Source organism: Streptomyces sp. NPDC051569 (assembly GCF_044454085.1).
Lineage (GTDB): Bacteria > Actinomycetota > Actinomycetes > Streptomycetales > Streptomycetaceae > Streptomyces.
Genome location: NZ_JBITDJ010000009.1, coordinates 21,724 through 39,717, shown reverse-complemented (window position 1 = coordinate 39,717; position 17,994 = coordinate 21,724). Strand labels below are relative to the sequence as shown.

Below are 17,994 nucleotides of genomic sequence, written 5' to 3'. Positions count from 1 at the left end.
CGAGCACCTCCTGTCCTGCCGGTGCTCGGGGCGGTGCCGGGGCGCTTTCCGGAGAGCTTCCCGGGTGGTGCTCGGGGTGCTTCCCGGGTGGTTTCCCGAGTGCTGCTCGGGTGCTTCCCGGGTGCTGGTCGGGTGGTTTCCCGGGCGGTGGTCGGTGGCGCTGCCCGGGGCGGTGTTCATCCGCCGGCCGTCAGTTCCGCCGTCCCGTCACCCGGGCCCGTCGGGCGCCGTCAGGGGTAGCTGACGAGGTTGGCGACGTTCGTGGCCGAGTTCGACGGACCTCCCCTGTCGTTGATGACGTGCCGGATGGTCCCGGTACCGCCGAGCGAGACCGTCACCATGTTGGTGAAGCGGACGTTGGGATTGCTGGGCACTTCGAACGAATGCTCGGCGGTCACGCTGCTGTTGGTGCTGAAGAAGCAGTAGCTGCCGAGCCCGTACGCCTGGTGGCTGGTCACGGAGTCGGCGACCTTGTACGCCGCGTATCCCTGGGTGGAGCCGTTCATCCAGGCCGCCTGGTTGGGCGGGTCGTACGGCATCTCGTTCTGGTAGAAGTACGTCTTGCCGCCGTTGGCGTTCCAGACCGTCTGATGCTTCTGGTAGTGCTCGACGAACAGGCCGTACATGGTGACGTCGGCGCCGTTGACGACCAGACCGGTGTCCGCCGTGTTGGAGGTCCAGCCGACACCGCTGCCGTGGTCCGCGCGCCAGAGCCACATGTGGTCGCCGATGACATTGCGGCTGTTGACGACGAGACTGGTGGTCGCCTTGCCGACGCCCGCGCCGCCGATGCGGAAGAACACATCGTGGAGCGAGGTCGGGTCGGCCGCGTGGCTGACGTTCGAGCCGTCGGCGCCGACCTCCATCAGCCGCTGGGAGTTGACGGACCCCGCGTCGATCAGCAGGCCCGCCACCTTCACGCCGTCCACGTCGGAGACCGACATCGCGGTGACGCCGTTGTCCGGGATAAGGGTGGCGAGGCCGAGCCCGAGGACGACGGTGTCGGCGCGGGTGACCTTGAGGGTCTGGCCGAGGTGGTAGACGCCGGGGGTGACGAGCAGGTTCTTGCCCGCCGCCAGTGCGGCGTTCATGTCGGCGGCCGTCGCGCCGGGCTTGGCGATGAAGAACTGGTCCAGCGGGATCGAGGTGCCCGCCGGTGCCCCGCCCGACCAGGTCGTCCCCTGCGAGTTGGCGCGCAGCGCGGGCACGAACACCTGGTAGGCGCCGGCCGCGTCGACATACAGGAAGGGCTTCTCGCGCACCTGCGGGGTCTGGGCGACCGTGGTGTACGGCGGGTTGGGGAAGGTGTTCGCGGGGGCGTTCCGCGCACCGACGAACACCATGTTCCAGTTGGAGCCGTTCCAGCTGCCCCATTCGGTGTTGCGGGACAGCCACTGCTGCTGCGAGCCGGACCTGACCTGGCCGTCGATCTTGCTGTCGGCCATGAAGCCGCCGCTGGCCCAGCCGCCGTCGTCCAGGGCGAGGTCGCCGCGGACGTGCATCCGGCGGTACGGGGCGGCCTGGGAGACCGCCCAGCGGTCCGCGCCCGAGGTGGGTGTCACCGACAGGTTCTCGGCGCTGCGCCAGAAGTTCTGGGTGGCGTTCTGCGGCGGGAACCAGTCGGCCTCGGCGTGGACGGCGCCACGGATGGTGACGTCGTCCGGGGAGAGGCCGAGACCGGCGACCTGGGTGTAGAAGCCGACGTTCACGTCGGCGCTGTAGGTGCCGGGCTTGAACAGGAAGGCCGCCCGCTGCGTGCCGAACTGGTTGGTCTCCTGCTGCTTGAAGGTGGTGTCCACCCGGCTCTGGATCGAGGAGGCCGACATCGAGGGGTCGAAGACGACGACGTTGGGTCCGAGATCCGGGGTGCCGGCGGGCGGCGGCGGGTCGGCCGCGTTCACCCGGAAGGACTGCGCGGCCGTGCCGTTGCAGGTGTACTGGTCGAGCTGGACGCTGTCGGCGGTCGAGGCACTCGGCACGTCGAGGCACTTGCCGCTGTTGCGGTTGACGAAGTGGTACGCGCCGTCCGCCTCCGCCACCGGCTGCCACTGCTGGTTGTTCCCGCCGCTGTACGTCCAGAGCTGGATCGCGGCGGCGTCGGCGGTCGAGACGTCCTTCACGTCCCAGGCCTGGGTCTCACCGCCGCGGTTGCCCGCCTTCACATAGCCTCCACTGGTCGCCGTGAGGCTCCAGTTCTGGGCGAGGGTGCCGTTGCAGGTGTACTGCTGGACGGCGGTGCCGTTGGCCGTGGCGGCGGCGCGTGCGTCGACGCACTTGCCGCTGCCCTTGTTGGTGACGGTGACCCAGCCGGTGGGCAGCGCGGCCGCGGCGGTGGTGCCCGCCGAGGCCGGCTGCTGCGGCAGGGCGACCAGCGACGCGCACAGAGCCGCCGCGGTCAGCAGCAGGACGCGTGGGGACGGGCGCCGCCCGCGGGGGCGGGTACGCGCTCCGCCCCCGTACGAGAGTGTGTTCACGGTTTCCTCCTGGCCCGGTCAGCCGGTGTACTGCGCGAAGACGCGGGTGAAGTCCCACGCCTGCTGGCTCACGCCGGAGCAGGTGTCGTCGCCGGGGCCGCCGCTGCCGCACGGCCGGTCGCGGTTGACCGACCAGAAGGTCAGCCGGGCGAGGTGGTGCTGCTGCGCGTAGGCGAGAATGGTGCGGAAGTCCGCGACGGTCACCGTCTCGTTGTCGTCGGTGATGCCGTTCATCGACGAGATGCCGATGGAGCGGTAGGTCTGGTCGTCGCTGTAGCCGTACGCGTTCTTGACGGCGGTCTTCAGGCCCTCGGCCGCACGGGTGGTGAGCGTGCCCATGTTCTGGCCGGCGCCGCCGAAGTCGAACGGCATGATCGTCCAGCTGTCGACCGTCAGCCCGGACGAGGCGGCGCGGTTGATCAGGCCGGTGTCCGGGCCGCTCTGGCCGGTACCGAAGGTGACGTACACCTTGATGCCCGGGTTGTTGGCCTTGACGGTCTTGAGGGCGTCCACGGTGCGCTGCTGCACGGTGGTGTTGCTGTAGGCGTCGGCCTCGATGTCGATGTCGATCGCCTTGAGGCCGTACGCGTTGATGACCTTCTGGTAAGCGGCGGCCAGCTCACCCGCGCTGGAGCAGGAGCTCTCCAGCTTGTTGCCGCTCCAGCCGCCGAAGGACGGGATGACATCGCCGCCCGCACCGCGCACGGTGTTGATGGTCTGCTGGTCCACCCCGCCGGACAGCGGCCGTCCGCCGTCCCACTGGGGATTGCAGTAGCCGTTGCTGAGGACGAAGGCGAGGGTGAACCACTTCACGCCGGTCGCGTTCATGACCGTGGTCGGGCTGGGCGGGCTGCCCCAGCCGTTGTAGAGGTACGGCGCGACCGCCATGGGGCCGCCGCCGGCCGGCGGGGTTCCGCCGCCTCCGGAGCCGGAGGGGGCGGTCCACTTCTGGTTGGCGGTTCCGGAGCAGGTCCAGATCTGCAGCCGGGTGCCGTTGGCGGAGCTGTTGCCGGTGACGTCCATACACTTGTCGGCCTGCGTGTTCACGATGTCGCGGGCCGCGGAGACGGTCCAGCGCTGGTTGGGGCCGCCGGTGCAGTCCCACAGCTGGAGCTGTGCCCCGTTCGCGGTGCTGTTGTCCTTCACGTCGAGACACTTGCCGAGCGCGCGGATCGTGCCGTCGGAATTGACGTCCCACTGCTGGGCGGCGGAGCCGTTGCAGTCGTAGAGCTGGACCGCGGCGCCGTTGGCGGAGCTGCCGGAGGCCACGTCCACACATTTTCCGCCGAGGCCGGTGATCGTGCCGGTCGCGGCGGCGGCCGGGGTGGGTGCGGCGACGAGCGAGGCGCCGACCGCGAGCGGCAGGGCGGCCAGCAGGGACAGGGATCTGAGGTGCTTGCGGGGTCCGCGTGCGGGGGTCATGAGCGGTTCACCGTCCACTTCTGGTTAGCGGTTCCGGAGCAGGTCCAGATCTGCAGCCGGGTGCCGTTGGCGGAGCTGTTGCCGGTGACGTCCATACACTTGTCGGCCTGCGTGTTCACGATGTCGCGGGCCCCCGACACACCCCAGCGCTGGTTCGGCCCGCCGGTGCAGTCCCACAGCTGGAGCTGCGCCCCGTTCGCGGTGCTGTTGTCCTTCACGTCCAGGCACTTGCCGAGCGCGCGGATCGTGCCGTCCGAGCCCACGGTCCATCGCTGGGCCGCGGAGCCGTTGCAGTCGTAGAGCTGCACGGGGGTGCCGTTCGCCGAACTGGCGGAGGCGACATCGACGCATTTTCCGCCGAGCCCCGTGATCGTGCCGCCCGTGCCGCCCGAACCTCCCGAACCGCTGTCGCTCGTGGTGACGTGTACGTAGTCCACGACGAGCTGCTGCGGGAAGCTGGTGCCGGCGTTGGGGTCGCCGGGCCAGTAGCCGCCCACGGCGAGGTTCAGGATGATGAAGAAGGGTTTGTTGAAGACCCAGTTGCGTCCGCCGAGGTCGGCGGGTGTCCTGCGCTGGTAGACGGTGCCGTCCACCGTCCAGGTGATGGAGTCGGGCGCCCAGTCGACCGCGAAGGTGTGGAAGGCGTCGGCGAACGCCTGACCGCCGGGCAGGGTGTAGCCGGCCCCGATGCCGCCGTCGCCGGAGTAGCCGGGACCGTGCAGGGTGCCGTGGACGGTGCCGGGTTCGAAGCCGACGTTCTCCATGATGTCGATCTCGCCGCTGTTGGGCCAGCCGACGCCGCCGATGTCGTCACCCAGCATCCAGAACGCGGGCCACATGCCCTGGCCGCGCGGGATCTTCATCCTGGTCTCCACGTGTCCGTACGTGGAGGTGAACTTGCCGGACGTGTTCAGCCGGGCCGAGGTGTACTCGCACCGCCCGTACCAGCACTGGTAGTTGCCCGGGTTCTCCTTACGGGCGGTGATGACCAGGTTGCCCTGGCCGTCGAGAGCCGCGTTGCTGCTGCCGGCGGTGTAGTACTGCCGCTCGTGGTTGTTGACGTTGTCGCCGGTCTCGATCTGCCACTTGCCACCGTCGACGGCCGATCCGGCCGGACCGTTGAAGTCCTCGGTGAAGGTCGCGGCGGCGGCCACGGCGGGCTGCGGCAGGGGGGCGGCCAGCGCTCCCGTGGGCACGGCGGCCGCCGCTCCCGAACAGCAGAGAAGGGCGAGCGCGTACAGCGCCATCCGACGGGCCAGAGTGTTTCGCACAGGTCATCACATCGCTTCGCGTGGGGGCATGCGCATGACAGTTCACGGACCGGGAGGTGGTCGCTCGGAAGGGTCCGCCCCGGCCCGCTTATTTCCGTACTTGATTTAAGGGAGGGTCGGAGGGGGCGTCAAGAAGCTGGTATGGACCAAAGTTGGCCAGAGCTCTGTCCGCCGCGCATCCATATGAACGCAGACCCCGCACAACCGGACTGTCCGACATCCCCGGCATGACGGGCCATGCCTCGACTTGACCTGCACATGACCGCCGCTTGGCATTCACACGCGGTCCCGACTCCTGTGGAAAGCTCCCGCTGAACCGTTACCTCACGACCACAGCGGCGCCGCCCCCACCCCTGGCCGTGCCACCCGCGTGGTCTCCCGGAGAGGACCAGCCCTCACATGGCCCGTCGTCAACGCCCCTCCAGACGTACGCTGTTGACTCTCTGCGCCGCTACGGCGGTGCTCGCCACCACCGTGGCCGCCGCACCGGCCGCCCAGCCGGCGCCGTTCCCGGCCGCCTCCGCGGCCGCTTCCACCGCCGCGCTCGACGACACGTACTACCAGGGCGCGCTCGGCAAGACCGGCCCCACGCTCAAGGCGGCCCTGCACACGATCATCAAGAACCAGACGAAGTTCACCTACGCACAGGCGTGGGACGCGCTGAAGGCCACCGACGAGGATCCCGCGAACCCGTCGAACGTGATCCTGCTCTACACCGGCACGTCACGGCCGAAGTCGAGCAACGGTGGCAACACGGGTCAGTGGAACCGCGAGCACGTCTGGGCGAAGTCCCACGGCGATTTCGGCGAGTCCACCGGCCCCGGCACCGACCTCCACCACCTGCGCCCGAGCGATGTCCAGGTGAACTCCACCCGAGGCAACAAGGACTTCGACAACGGTGGCAGCGCGGTCTCCGGCGCTCCGGGCAACTACACCGACTCCGACTCGTACGAGCCGCGCGACGCGGACAAGGGCGATGTCGCCCGGATGATCCTCTACATGGCCGTGCGGTACGAGGGCGACGACTCCTTCGCGGATCTCGAACCCAACGAGAAGGTCAACAACGGCTCCAGCCCCGCGATCGGGCGGCTCTCCGTGCTGAAGCAGTGGAGCGAGCAGGACCCGCCGAGCGCCTTCGAGCGCAAGCGCAACGACGTCATATACAACGACTACCAGCACAACAGGAACCCGTTCATCGACCACCCCGAATGGGTCGAGGCCATCTGGTGAGCGCGGCGCGGCAGCTCCGTACCTGATCACGCCCGGTGCCAGACTGTGCCGGGTTAACTCCAAGCGCCCCCATCGGGGAAAGCTGGCCGGAGCCCCCGGGACGCGGTCGTCCCGGGGGCTCCGGCTTGTCCGCGTCCGGATCACCGGGCCCGGCGACCGACCCTCTCCCGACCGCCTCCCGGCCGTAGTACCGGAGCCGGCAGGGTCCCGGTGGCCCCGTGATACGCCCTCCTGAACAGGTGTCTATAGTTCGCGGACACCTGTCCAACTGTTCGAGCGTGGGGGATCCCGATCATGCAGATAGCCGCGAATGTCCTGACCGGCCTGGTGGCCGCGCTGCACGTCTACATCATGGTGCTGGAGATGTTCCTGTGGGAACGGAAGCCGGGGCGCGGGCTGTCCGGTTTCGACGCCGACATGGCGCGCGCGACAGCGCCCCTCGCCGCGAACCAGGGTCTCTACAACGGTTTCCTGGCGGCCGGGCTGATCTGGGGCCTCCTCGCCGCCGACCCGACCGGGTTCCGGGTCCAGGTCTTCCTCCTGATCTGCGTGGTCGTCGCCGGCGTGTACGGCGGGGTCACCGCGAACCGGCGCATCCTCGTCGCCCAGGCGCTGCCGGGCGCCCTCGCCCTGGCCGCCGTCCTGACGGCGGGATGACCGGCGCACCGGCGGGGAGACCACCGGACGGCGGACCGGAGGGCGATCCCCGGACGGCCAGGCCCCGGGCCGAGCTGCGCCAGGCGCTCCTCGACGAGTGCGCGCCGCGCCCGTTCGAAGAGGTGGGGGTAGCTGCCCTGGTGCGCCGGGCCGGTCCGGGCAGGGCCACGTTCTCTCCGCACCACCCGGACCTCCAGGCACTCGCCGTCGACGCCTGCGCGGAGGTCGTACGGAACGCGGTGGACGCGCTGCACGCCTGGCGGGGCGCCCCCGACCCGCGGCTCACACCGCCCGCGCTCACCTTCTTCTTGACCGCTCTCGCCCCGCACGCCGCGCTCTACCGGGTGCTCCCGCGCCCGGGCGGCGGCGGTCCGCCGGGCGAGCCGCTCCACCGTGAACTGCGTGAGCGCAGCCGCGCCGAACGCGCCCTGGCCGGGGCGCCCGCCACCGAGCTGATCGCGGGGCTTGAGGAACATCCATGTCAGATCGTGCGCTAAGCCCTTGTCGTGCCTGGTGGGCGGCTGACGCAGCATCGATAGCGAAAGCCATCTGAAGTCTTTCCACGGGTAACGCCCTATTATCTGCGGGACGGCTGACCGCGACCTGCGGGAACGGCCGCCAAGCCGTACGCGAAGCGGCCCCATTATCTGCGGCAAGGGGGAAAGCGGTGCCCACTGTCGTGCAACTGCCAGCTGGGAAGGCGCTGACCGTCCGCGCGGCGGCCGATGTGTTCCTCGACTCGCTCGGCAACTCGAACACGGTCCGCAACTACGGGATCGGGGTGGGCAAGACCGCCGAGTGGCTCGGCGAGGGCCGGCCGCTGGCGTCCGTCGCGGACGACGAGATCGGCGAGGCCCTGGAGCTGCTGTGGGGAAGTGCCGCAGTGAACACTGGGAACGCCGGCGTGCGTCGGTGCTCTCGTGGCTGGACTGGTGTGGTGAGCGTGGGTACGACGGCCCGGCGGTCCCGGTCTGGGCGAAGCGGCTCACCCCGCCGGACTCCGAGACTCCGGCCCGCTCGAAGATGGCGATCGACCGGCTGATCGCTCGGCGGGAGGTGCACCTGCGGGAGAAGACGTTGTGGCGGATGCTCTACGAGACCACTGCCCGCGCGGAGGAGATTCTGGGCGTCAACATCGAGGAGCTGGACCTCGCCGGGCGTCGGGCTCCGGTGAAGGCCAAGGGTGCTCGTCCTCGTACACGTCGCCGCGGCGCCGTCCGCACGGACTTCGTGCTGGAGACGGTTACTGGGACGCGGGTACCGCCCGGCTGCTGCCCCGCCTCCTTAAGGGCCGTACTCGCGGCCCGGTGTTCGTCACCCACCGCAAGCCGGGCCCCGGCAAGGTAGTCAGCCCGCGCGATGTATGCCCGGACACTGGGCTCGCCCGCCTCTCCTACGGGCAGGCTCGGATGCTGTTGGACGAGCGCACGACCCTGGACGGCGAGCCGGGCACGGGCTGGGATCTGCATGAGTGGCGGCACTCCGGCCTGACCCACCTCGGCGAGGGCGGGGCGAGTCTGCTCATGCTGATGGCGAAGTCCCGGCATAAGAAGGCGGAGAACGTGCGGAAGTACTTCCACCCCTCGCCCGAGGCGATCGCCGAGGTCACCAGCGTACTCGTGCCGGGCGATCGCCGACGCTGACCGCGTCTCCGGCCTTTGCGGCAGTCAAACCGACCTGCATCGAATGGACATGGGCCCCCGTCGAGGGGCCGGGTTCACTCTCGCGCAGGCCTGAAGCGAATATTGCGAAACTTCGGCTTCATATCTAAGGTGAGGGCATGCGCCCAAAGCATGAGCCCGAGCAGATCACCGACCTGTCCCGGCTGAAGGCATTCACCGTCCCCCTGCGAATGCAGCTCTACCGGCTGCTGTACGCCGCAGGCACAGCGACCGCCTCTCAACTCGCCGAACACGTCTATGAGACGCCGTCGCTGGTCAGCTACCACTTGCGCAAGCTGGCCGAGCACGGCTTCGTGACCCAGGCGAGCGGCGAGGGGACCGACGGCCGTGAGCGGTGGTGGCAGGTGGCGTCCGAGGAGGGCTGGGGCTTTCGCGACTCGGACTTCGCGGAATCGCCTGAAGGGGCCGCTGCCGTCGGGGCAGTAACCCGGAGCATCCTCGACACCCGCACCGCCCAGTACCGCACGTATCTGGACCAGACGGCCGCCTGGGGCAAGGCGTGGACCGACGCCGCGTTCAGCTCGGAATGGATGTTCGACCTCACTCCGGCTGAACTCGCTGAAATGAGCGACGAACTGGAGGCAGTGGCCCGGCACTGGCGGGAGCGCGGCAAGGCCGCCAAGGCGGCCGGCGATACCGAGGACCGTGAGCACGTCTCCGCCCACCTCTACGGCTTCCCCTTCCGGCCCTGACCGGGCTGCATCCCCGACTCACTGGAGCCCCGTCATGGAACCCTTAGAGATACAGACAGCCCTGCCCCAACGTGCCGCCACACCGGCTTACCGCGACGGCAACGTGCTGCGCTGGCTCACCGCGTACACCGCTTCCCTCGTCGGTGACAGCGTGTACTTCGTCGCCCTCGCCTGGTCGGCCCAGAAGGCTGCCGGTCCTACCGAAGTCGGTCTGGTCATGGCCGCCGGGGCGCTGCCACGAGCGCTGCTCATGCTCGGCGGGGGCGTGCTGGCCGACCGGATCGATCCACGCCGGGTGATTCTCGGCAGCGACGCCCTGCGCTGTCTCCTCATCCTCTCGGTGGCCGCTGTCATAGCGCTGAGTGCACCAGCCCTGTGGATCCTGCTCGCGGTGGCACTCGTCTTCGGTGCCGTGGACGCGCTGTTCGTACCCGCGATCGGGGCCCTTCCGGCGAGGATCACGAACTCCGACCAGCTCGCCCGGGTCACCGGCATGCGCTCCCTGTCCATGCGCCTGAGCCAGATCGCGGGCCCGCCCATCGGCGGCCTGGCCATGGGACTCGGAGGGCCTGCGGCCGCCTTCACCGTCGCGGGCCTCCTCTTCGCACTCTCCCTGCCGCTCCTGCTGACGATACGGATGCAGCCCCTCGGGGAGCACGGCCAGCAGCAACCGGAACCCGGCACGGCATGGAAGGACCTCCTCGACGGCCTGCGCTACATCCGCCGCCACCGCCTCATCGGGCCGCTCGTCGCCGCCGGAGCCATCTGCGAGCTCGGCCTCACCGGCACCCTCAACGTGGGCATGGTCCTCCTCAACGCCGAGCGAGGCTGGGGACCTTCCGGCTACGGCTGGATCGTCAGCAGCTTCGGCGCAGGAGCAGCGGCCAGCGCCGCCCTGCTCGCCATCACTGGCTGGCTGCCCCGCGCCGGCCTGATGCTGGCCGGGACGCTGCTCGTGGGCTGCACGGGAGCGGCCACCATCGCACTGGTTCCGACCCTCTGGATCGCGGTAGTGCTGGCAGCGGTCATCGGACTGAGCGCGGGTGTCTTCGGCAGTCTGGACAGCGCCCTGATACAGACCGCGGCGGACCCCGCTTATCTCGGCCGCGTCACCTCTGTGGTCATGCTGACCATGGTCGGTCTCGCACCCCTCAGCTACCCGCTGGTCGGCGCCGCCATCGGCGCCTGGGGCGGCGCCCCGGTGTTCGTCGGCTGCGGCATTTTCGCCAGCCTGGGCGTGGTCATTGCCCTAGCCTCCGGGGCCGTACGGCGAGCCGAGCTGCCCCGGCAGCGGCCAGGCGTGAGCACCTAGGCTTGCCGGCCACAGAGGGGCGTGCCTCAGCTTCGACCTGGCCAGCGCGGCGGTCATCTCCTCCTGGGGTCCAGCCTCCAGCCAGACTTGCCAGGCGTGCCCCTCACTCGTTGTCTACGGCATCCGGATCACGTAGTGGCCGCAGGCCGCCGGGCAGGTCGGGGAGCTGGAAGGAGTACCGGCCGAGCATGTTGACGTGATGGCGGACGAACGGGGAGAGACGGGCCACGTCCTCGTCGCGGACGTCGAACCCATCCTCGCGGAGCTGCTGTACGGCGGCGTCCATGTACCTCGTGTTGAACAGCACCAGGGTATTGAGGACGAGGCCGAGGGAGCCGATCTGGTCCTCCATGCCGTCCTGGTAGCGCTGGTAGAGCTGCCCGGCCTTCCCGTGGAAGATCTTCCGGGCGAGCGCATGGCGGCCTTCCTGGAGGTTGGCCTGCACCTTGATCTTCCGCCGGTAGGCCGGCTCGTCCGCCAGACGCAGAATGTGCAGGGTCTTGGAGATGCGCCCGTAGTGCGCGATCGCATCGCCCAGCGGGGTGGGTCGGCCGTCGCGTGACAGCATGCGAATCACGTCGTAGGCCCGCACGGCCCCGGTGTGGATCGAGCCGATGATCCGCAGGATGTCCTCCCAATGCCGCTCGATCCGGACCAGGTCGACCCGGTCGCGGGCCGCGTCCTCGAACGCGCCGTAGTTGGCCATGCGGTCGATGCGCCACATCTTCTGGTCCGGCAGGTCGGCCAACTGCGGTGCGTAGGTGAACCCCGCCAAGGTCAGGAGTCCGAAGACAATGTCGGAGTATGAGGCGATATCCGCAGCGATCATATCGGGGCGTTTGCCACCATCGCGGTCGCAAAGGACGTCCAGCACGTACAGCGAGTCGCGCGGGGTGCCGGCCACCACCTTGCCGCCGAGTCCGGCCGCCTGGTCATTGATCATGTTGAGCCAGGTGGCGCCGCCCCGGCGCCCGAAGTACTTCGGATTCGGCCGTGCATAGACCGAGGGCACCGGCACCACGAACCGCATCCCGTCCACGGAGGCGACCAACCCGCCGCCCCACGCACTGGCGAGCGGGATCGCCGCCTGGGCGTCGATCAGTGTGGCGTTCGCGGCCCGGTAGGTCGCCAGCCGCAGATACGTCTGGTCGACGTGGGACAACCGCCCGTGCTTCAGCGCGTCAACCCCGCTGATGACGGGGGTGTAGCCGACGTTGCAGCCATGGGCCACCAGCAGCGCCGCGATCGTGACGGGGAGGTCCTTGAGCCGGGCCTCGCCACCGGTGACCGAGGTGAGCGCCTGGTCGGCGCCGGTCCAGGGGAACACCTCCAGCAGCACCTCCGGCAGGTCGACGCGGGGCAGCATCGCGTTCACCGCCGCCCGCAGACCGAGCAGGGAGGCCGGTTCGGGCTCCGGCTCCAGCGCGGCGAAGTGCAAGCGGCCGTCATCGTCGAAAGAGATCTGCGCGTTCTCCGGCAGGCGGCCCGAGACCTCCCGGTAGGTACCGTCCAGCAGCGCGGCCCGCGCCGCCAGGTGTTCGCCCGCGCCCTCGGGCAGGCCCAGGGACGCAAGGACGGTGGACTTGGCCTGCTCCCACGCCTCACCCGCCAGCAGCTTCGCCCTCGGGTCGCCCACTTGGAGGAGTTCTTCGCGAAGATCTCCCGCCGTCGCAGCATGCGGTGGAACTGCTCCAGCACGCAGAACACGTACGCCTTCCAGTCCACCGTCCCCGGCTCCAGGCCCGGCGCGGCCAGCACCAGACGCCGCCAGGACCCGGCCAGCAGCTCGGTGTCGATCTCGGCAGGTCCCACCTTCTTGCGGCCCATCAGCTCCGGCAAGGTCTTCAGCGCGGCCAGAATCGGGGCGCCCTCCGGAGTCGCTCCGAAGTCCACGACCTTGACCAGAAGCTTCAGGAACGGTCGCACCGTCCCGAACCGGGTGGCCAGCATCGCCCGCCATGCCTGATCCGCATCGGAGTCCAGCGGCGGGGTCAGCTCGAACAGCGCCGCGATCGCGGCGGCCAGCTCGCTGCGCGGCACCACCGCCTCGATTTGCTCCCACATCGCCGCCAGCGTCTGCACCTTCGGGTCGCTGATCTCCCCGGTGTCGGTATCGACCTGCTCGGCAGTGGTGTCGAAGACGACCTGGAACGGGGTCGCCAGCTTCGCCCCGGCCCGCTCGACTCTCGGCAGGGTCCTCAATCTTCTCCTTGGCCGTCTCCCGCTCCGCCTTGGTCAGCAGCTTCGTGGCGATCAGCACCTCCAGCAGGTCCAAGGCGTCATCAACCGCCCGTGTCGTCAGGTGCACCGCGGTGGCCAGCAGCGTCGCCAGGCGCCGCGCGTCGTTGTGCCGCTTGAGCAGCGTCGCCTTCCCGTCCACCCCGTACCGCGACAGCTCCGCGAGCCGGCGGGGCGGCACCCCCGACACGTCCAGCTCACCCATGCCTAGATCAGCGATCTCCTCTGCCCGGGCCAGGGATCACTTCATCTGCGGGCCCGACACCCGCACCGGCCCGCGCCGCAGGCGATCCAGCTCCGAGACCCGCGCACCGGCGGGCACCGTCAGCAGCGAGTCCAGCACCGCTCGCCGGCCGGTGTTCAGCAGTCCGTAGAGGCTGTCCCACAGCCGCTGGTTCGCCGCCTCCCGGACATTGCCCACCAGACGTGACAAGCGGCTCGCCCCGGGCAGAGGCACCCTGCGCTCGCGCAGCCATCCCGCCGCCGCATCGAACAACGCCTTCGGCCCATCCCCAGTCGTCCAGGCCCGCGCGTCCAGCCACTCACTCAGCTCGGCCGAGACCTCGGCGAAGTCCCGCCAGCCCCCGGCCTCATTGAGTCTCCCCGGCGTGGGTGCGGGCCGTCCCGTCCCGTTCGCCGTACTCCTTCAGGCACGACGGGTCCGCCATCTCCAGCTGCTCGGCCAGGTATTCGGCCACCTCCGCCGGCACCTGCCGAGGGTCCGGCAGGAACCGGCCCAAGTAGCGCACGCTCGTGAGCTGGACCGCGTACCCGAGCCGGTTGTGCGCACGCCGCTTGGCTTGCACCGCCTCCCTGTCCGCGTCGTCCAGGAAGAAGTACCGCTCCAACTCCGTACGGGACGGCGCCCCGACAAACACCCCGTACCCAGCCTGCTCGCCCGACGGAAACTCGACCGCCACAACAAAACTCCGAAGATCGACAACAGCGACCCACGAAGGCTCTGCTAGGCGATCATCCGAGGTCAAAGCACCAAGCAACACCGAGAGGGCTTAGCGCACGATCTGACATGGATGTTCCTCAAGCCCCATCGCCACGGCGGTGGCCGCCACGTTCACGGGGGTGCCGGCGGACCGGCCGCACGGGCTGATCGAGGACTCGGCCGTGTCCATCGCGACGCGCGTCCGGCGACTGTTGGTGGCCCTCCACCGACTGCCGGCGTTTTAAGGCCTGTCCGGCCGCGCTACTGTCGAGGACGCCAAGATTGGGGTGTCCATGCCACGTACGTTCACCGTTTCCGACTCCATCGTCATAGCCGTCGATCCCGCGACGGTCTACGGACGGGTCAGCAGGCCTTCTCTGATGGGCCGGTGGAGTCCGGAGAATCTCGGCGCCACGGTGCTCGGCGGTGAGCGGGAGGCGACGGTCGGGACCGTCTTCGACGGCCGCAACAAGCGCGGCCCCGCACGCTGGACCACCCGGTGCACGGTGACCGCCGCCGACCCCGGCGAGCGGTTCACGTTCCGCGTCCATGCCATCGGCGTGCGGACGCCACGGCTGCGCGGACCCATCGCCACCTGGGACTACCGCTTCGAGGCCGTCCCCGGAGGAACCCGGGTGACCGAGACCTGGACGGACGACCGGCGTTCCTGGCCGGATGCCGTGGCGAACCTGTTCGACCGGATCGCCACCCGGGGTCACACCTTCGCCGCCTTCCAGGCCCGGAACATCCGGACCACACTGCGCAATCTCCAGCGGGCACTGGAGACTCCGCCGGCATCGCACTGACGGCCGGACCGTCGGCCCCCCGGGCGAACACGGCTCCCCCGTACCGCCCGTGGCATATGCCAGGAGCACCGTCGCGGCGAGTGTCGCCGAACGCCTTACGGGCCCCAGGCGCCTGTGCGACAGTCGTCAAGGTCCATCGATCGGATCAGGCAGTGGTCGTGCCGCGTCGTATCGGAGTTGAGATGCCGTCCCCTCTGTTCGCGGACCGTCCCGCGCCCCGGCCTCCGGAGCCGGGGACGGTGGACGCGCTCATCACCCGGACGCGCCGGCTGCGCGGAGACGTGGACGCCGTACGCCGGGACACCGCCACCGGCGACGACTCGCTGTGGCGCTGGCAGCGCGCGCTGTGCGACCTGGCGGTACATCAGCTGGACGACCTGGGCGCCCACCTGGATCAGCTCAGGGCCGGCAGGCCCGGGGCGCCCGCCGAGGGACGGCAGGACGCCCCCGCGGCCCTCCCCCGGCCGGATCGGCCGGAGCCCGGCGGCTCACCCGTCGGCCGGGTCGGCAGCGCCGAGTGGAATCTGATCACCGACGAGGTGACCTGGTCGGCCGAGCTGTTCGAGATCTTCGGGCGGGCGCCGCTCAGCGGCCCGCTGTCACTGGACGAACTGCCCTCCCTGGTATTCCCGGACGATCAGCCGCTGCTCACCTCCCTGGTGACGGGCTGTCTGATCGACGGGCGGCCCATCGACGGCGAGTTCCGCGTCCTGACGGGTGCCGGCCGGATCCGTACGCTGCACATGAGGGGCGAACCCGTCCTCGGCGCCGACGGCTGCACCGCCTCCATGTGGGCCGTCCTCCGTGACGTCAGCGAACTGCGCCGCGGTGAAAGGGCGGTACGGGAATCCCGCGAGACCATCCGGCGCGAGCAGCACACGGCCCGCACCGAACAGCGGATCGTGGTCGAGTTGCAGGAGGCCGTTCTCCCTTCGTGGCGCGGCTCGTTACAGCTGTCCCAGAGCGGTCCCGCGGCACTGGATTTGGCCGCGCGTTACCTGCCGTCCGCCTCCTGCCCGCCGACCGGCGGAGACTGGTACGACGCGCTGGAACTTCCCGGCGGGGAGACCCTGTTGACCGTCGGCGATCTGACCGGGCAAGGGGTGGCCGCCGCCTCGACACTGGCGATGCTGCTGGGCGCGCTCCGGGGAATGGCCGTGGCGGGCATCGAGCCCGGGGCCCTGCTGGGACACCTCAATCAGCTGCTCACCACCTCGGGGCAGCCCGCGCTGGGCAGCGCGCTCTGTTCCCGCTACAACCCGGCGACCCGCACGCTGGCCTGGGCGCAGGCAGGGCATCCCGCCCCGCTGCTGTTCCGCGGCGGGGCGGGGCGCGCGCTGACACCCCTGGACGGCGTCCTGCTCGGGGCGACCTCGGGAGCCGCGTACGAGCAGGCCGACATCCGGCTCCTCCCCGGCGACCTGCTGCTGCTGCACACCGACGGGCTCGCCCGGAACGGCTCGCCGGAACAGGACCGGCTGCTCGCGCTGGCGCCCCGGTTGGCCGGGGCCCGCACCGCACAGGAGTGCGCGCGAGCGGTCGTCGAGGAATTCGGCACGGCCGCTCGTACGGACGACGCCTGTGTGATGGCCGCCAGGATCGGCGCCTGAGACGCTCCACCCGGCACCGTCCCGCACCTGTTGAAACACCTGTTGAAAAGAACCCTCCCGCCTCTCCCCTGACCTCCGCGTCCCTAGAGGTCCGCGCTCCGCGCCCGCTTCGCGGGCATCTTCGGCAGGGAGAGCTGGATCTCCTCACGCAGCTCCTCGGTCTTCGGGTAACCGGCGTAGCGGCCGGTGAGCCGGTACATCTCCCGCAGCCGGTCCCAGGTGCGGTGGGAGGAAGTCTCCTTTATCGACGCCAGGGCGAGCCGGGCGTAGCGGTCGGCCTGCTCGGGGTCGTCCGCGATGAAGCAGGCGGAGGCCAGCGAGAGGTGGTCGAAGATCTGCGACCGCTGCCGGCCGGTTCCCCGCAACTCCAGCGCCCGTCTCGCGTGGTGCTGGGCGACGGTGGCCGCCGCGGGCTCGTGATCGGCCAGGGTGCGGAAGGCCAGGGCCTCCATGCCGTGGAGGTCCGCCTCGTCGAACATCTGCATCCAGCAGGGCAGCGGGACATCGCCCTTGTCCGAGACGAAGAGCTCCTCCGCCTCCCCCAAGGTGCGGCGCATGGCCTGCCCGTGGCCCAGGGCCGCCTGGGCCCACGCCTCGACCGTGCGCAGCATGGCCTGGGTGCGGGGCAGGGCCTGCTCGCCGGAGCCCGACCTGGCGAGCTTCATCAGGTCGAGGGCGTCGTCGGGCCGGCCCAGGTGGATCATCTGCCGTGCGGCTCTGGACAGCGCCTCACCCGCGCGCGGCCGGTCGCCGCCCTCGCGCGCGGCGTGGGTGGCGATGACGAAGTACTTCTGGGCGGTGGGTTCGAGGCCGACGTCGTGGGACATCCAGCCGGCGAGTACGGCGAGATTGGCGGCGACGCCCCACAGGCGCCGCTGCAGATGGTCGGGGTGGCGGTAGGCGAGCATGCCGCCCACCTCGTTGAGCTGGCCCACCACCGCCTTGCGCTGGAGACCGCCGCCGCAGGCGGCGTCCCAGCGGCGGAACACCTCGACCGAGCGCTCCAGCGCGTCGATCTCCTGTGAACCGATGGGGGCGGCCTCGTAGCGGTCGAACCCGGCGGGGCCGGCGTGCAGCGGGTCGCCCAGCCGGGGGGCGTCGGCGACGAGTACGGGGTCGGAGTGCAGCCAGTCGTGCATGGCGCTGGTGAGTGCGGAGCCGGTGGCGAGCACGGCGCTCGCGCCCACCAAGCCGCGTCGGTTGAGCATGAGGTCCATTCCCGTGAATTCGGTGAGGACCGCTGCCGTCCGGTCGGGCGCCCACGGCAGGGCGTCGGGGTTGTCCGTGTTCCCGGCGTCCCGTCGTTTCCCCGCTCGCCCGTTCCGTACGAACCCGAGGTCCTCGATGGTCACGACACGACCGAGCCGCTCGGTGAACAGGGCTGCCAGCACACGCGGTACGGGATCGCGCGGGGTCTCCCCCATGTCGATCCAGCGCCGCACCCGCGAGGTGTCGGTGGCCAGTTGGGGGTGGCCCATGGCCGCCGCCTGCCGGTTGACCAGCCGCGCGAGTTCGCCCTTGGACCAGCCGGCCAGGCCGAACAGATCCGACAGACGGGTGTTGGGTTCGCCGTTCACGTCAAGCCCCCAGGTTCTCGGCTGATCCGACAGTAACCCGTGTCAGATGCCTGGCGACTATTCGCCAGGCTTTCGCCAGGGTG

11 protein-coding genes and 2 pseudogenes are annotated in these 17,994 nt (G+C 70.1%); 8 read left to right on the top strand and 5 right to left on the bottom strand.

The window, feature by feature from the left end; genetic code table 11:
* Nucleotides 1–230: 230 nt before the first annotated feature.
* The 3 genes from ACIBAE_RS15905 to ACIBAE_RS15895 all read right to left on the bottom strand — a co-directional run bounded on the left by ACIBAE_RS15905 (nucleotide 231) and on the right by ACIBAE_RS15895 (nucleotide 5,143).
* A complete protein-coding gene (locus ACIBAE_RS15905) occupies nucleotides 231–2,399 on the bottom strand; it encodes an RICIN domain-containing protein (RefSeq protein ID WP_399285539.1) in 2,169 nt (722 codons plus the stop codon).
* 93 nt (nucleotides 2,400–2,492) lie between these two features.
* Nucleotides 2,493–3,896 carry a ricin-type beta-trefoil lectin domain protein gene (locus tag ACIBAE_RS15900; protein ID WP_399285414.1) on the bottom strand — a complete coding sequence of 468 codons (1,404 nt, stop codon included), beginning with the start codon at nucleotides 3,894–3,896 and terminating at the stop codon, nucleotides 2,493–2,495.
* Complete coding sequence (locus ACIBAE_RS15895) at nucleotides 3,893–5,143, bottom strand: RICIN domain-containing protein (protein WP_399285538.1); 1,251 nt, start codon at nucleotides 5,141–5,143, stop codon at nucleotides 3,893–3,895. The genes ACIBAE_RS15900 and ACIBAE_RS15895 overlap by 4 nt, the downstream gene beginning before the upstream one ends.
* A gap of 423 nt (nucleotides 5,144–5,566) precedes the next feature.
* Here ACIBAE_RS15895 and ACIBAE_RS15890 point away from each other — a divergent pair, with 423 nt between their 5' ends.
* The 6 genes and pseudogenes from ACIBAE_RS15890 to ACIBAE_RS15865 all read left to right on the top strand — a co-directional run bounded on the left by ACIBAE_RS15890 (nucleotide 5,567) and on the right by ACIBAE_RS15865 (nucleotide 10,740).
* Nucleotides 5,567–6,397: an endonuclease I family protein gene (locus ACIBAE_RS15890; protein ID WP_399285413.1), complete on the top strand. Its 831-nt coding sequence runs from the start codon at nucleotides 5,567–5,569 to the stop codon at nucleotides 6,395–6,397.
* Nucleotides 6,398–6,691: 294 nt separating this feature from the next.
* Nucleotides 6,692–7,054 carry a DUF1304 domain-containing protein gene (locus ACIBAE_RS15885; protein WP_399285412.1) on the top strand — a complete coding sequence of 121 codons (363 nt, stop codon included), beginning with the start codon at nucleotides 6,692–6,694 and terminating at the stop codon, nucleotides 7,052–7,054.
* Entirely contained in the window at nucleotides 7,051–7,551 is a 501-nt protein-coding gene (locus tag ACIBAE_RS15880) for a TetR/AcrR family transcriptional regulator (protein ID WP_399285410.1), read from the top strand. The genes ACIBAE_RS15885 and ACIBAE_RS15880 overlap by 4 nt, the downstream gene beginning before the upstream one ends.
* A gap of 170 nt (nucleotides 7,552–7,721) precedes the next feature.
* Nucleotides 7,722–8,697: pseudogene (locus ACIBAE_RS15875) on the top strand (tyrosine-type recombinase/integrase).
* 137 nt (nucleotides 8,698–8,834) lie between these two features.
* Complete coding sequence (locus ACIBAE_RS15870; RefSeq protein ID WP_399285408.1) at nucleotides 8,835–9,428, top strand: helix-turn-helix domain-containing protein; 594 nt, start codon at nucleotides 8,835–8,837, stop codon at nucleotides 9,426–9,428.
* A 34-nt stretch (nucleotides 9,429–9,462) separates the two neighbouring features.
* On the top strand, nucleotides 9,463–10,740 hold the full coding sequence (locus ACIBAE_RS15865) for an MFS transporter (RefSeq protein ID WP_399285406.1): 1,278 nt from the start codon (nucleotides 9,463–9,465) through the stop codon (nucleotides 10,738–10,740).
* Between the two features lie 103 nt (nucleotides 10,741–10,843).
* Here the strand turns inward: ACIBAE_RS15865 and ACIBAE_RS15860 are convergent.
* Nucleotides 10,844–13,898, bottom strand: a pseudogene (locus tag ACIBAE_RS15860) (Tn3 family transposase).
* A 313-nt stretch (nucleotides 13,899–14,211) separates the two neighbouring features.
* Between ACIBAE_RS15860 and ACIBAE_RS15855 the strand changes: the two are divergent.
* Together ACIBAE_RS15855 and ACIBAE_RS15850 are read left to right on the top strand one after the other, a co-directional pair.
* A complete protein-coding gene (locus tag ACIBAE_RS15855; RefSeq protein WP_399285404.1) occupies nucleotides 14,212–14,724 on the top strand; it encodes an SRPBCC family protein in 513 nt (170 codons plus the stop codon).
* Between the two features lie 182 nt (nucleotides 14,725–14,906).
* A complete protein-coding gene (locus tag ACIBAE_RS15850; protein ID WP_399285402.1) occupies nucleotides 14,907–16,334 on the top strand; it encodes a PP2C family protein-serine/threonine phosphatase in 1,428 nt (475 codons plus the stop codon).
* 83 nt (nucleotides 16,335–16,417) lie between these two features.
* Here ACIBAE_RS15850 and ACIBAE_RS15845 read toward each other — a convergent pair whose 3' ends face one another.
* Entirely contained in the window at nucleotides 16,418–17,911 is a 1,494-nt protein-coding gene (locus ACIBAE_RS15845; protein WP_399285400.1) for a hypothetical protein, read from the bottom strand.
* Between the last annotated feature and the right edge of the window lie 83 nt (nucleotides 17,912–17,994).

Excerpts from the sequence above, each read along its gene's own strand:
- ACIBAE_RS15900 (WP_399285414.1), bottom strand. The coding sequence starts at position 3,896 with ATGACCCCCGCACGCGGACCCCGCAAGCACCTCAGATCCCTGTCCCTG.
- ACIBAE_RS15895 (WP_399285538.1), bottom strand. The coding sequence starts at position 5,143 with ATGGCGCTGTACGCGCTCGCCCTTCTCTGCTGTTCGGGAGCGGCGGCC.
- ACIBAE_RS15890 (WP_399285413.1), top strand. The coding sequence starts at position 5,567 with ATGGCCCGTCGTCAACGCCCCTCCAGACGTACGCTGTTGACTCTCTGC.
- ACIBAE_RS15885 (WP_399285412.1), top strand. The coding sequence starts at position 6,692 with ATGCAGATAGCCGCGAATGTCCTGACCGGCCTGGTGGCCGCGCTGCAC.
- ACIBAE_RS15880 (WP_399285410.1), top strand. The coding sequence starts at position 7,051 with ATGACCGGCGCACCGGCGGGGAGACCACCGGACGGCGGACCGGAGGGC.
- ACIBAE_RS15870 (WP_399285408.1), top strand. The coding sequence starts at position 8,835 with ATGCGCCCAAAGCATGAGCCCGAGCAGATCACCGACCTGTCCCGGCTG.
- ACIBAE_RS15865 (WP_399285406.1), top strand. The coding sequence starts at position 9,463 with ATGGAACCCTTAGAGATACAGACAGCCCTGCCCCAACGTGCCGCCACA.
- ACIBAE_RS15855 (WP_399285404.1), top strand. The coding sequence starts at position 14,212 with ATGCCACGTACGTTCACCGTTTCCGACTCCATCGTCATAGCCGTCGAT.
- ACIBAE_RS15850 (WP_399285402.1), top strand. The coding sequence starts at position 14,907 with ATGCCGTCCCCTCTGTTCGCGGACCGTCCCGCGCCCCGGCCTCCGGAG.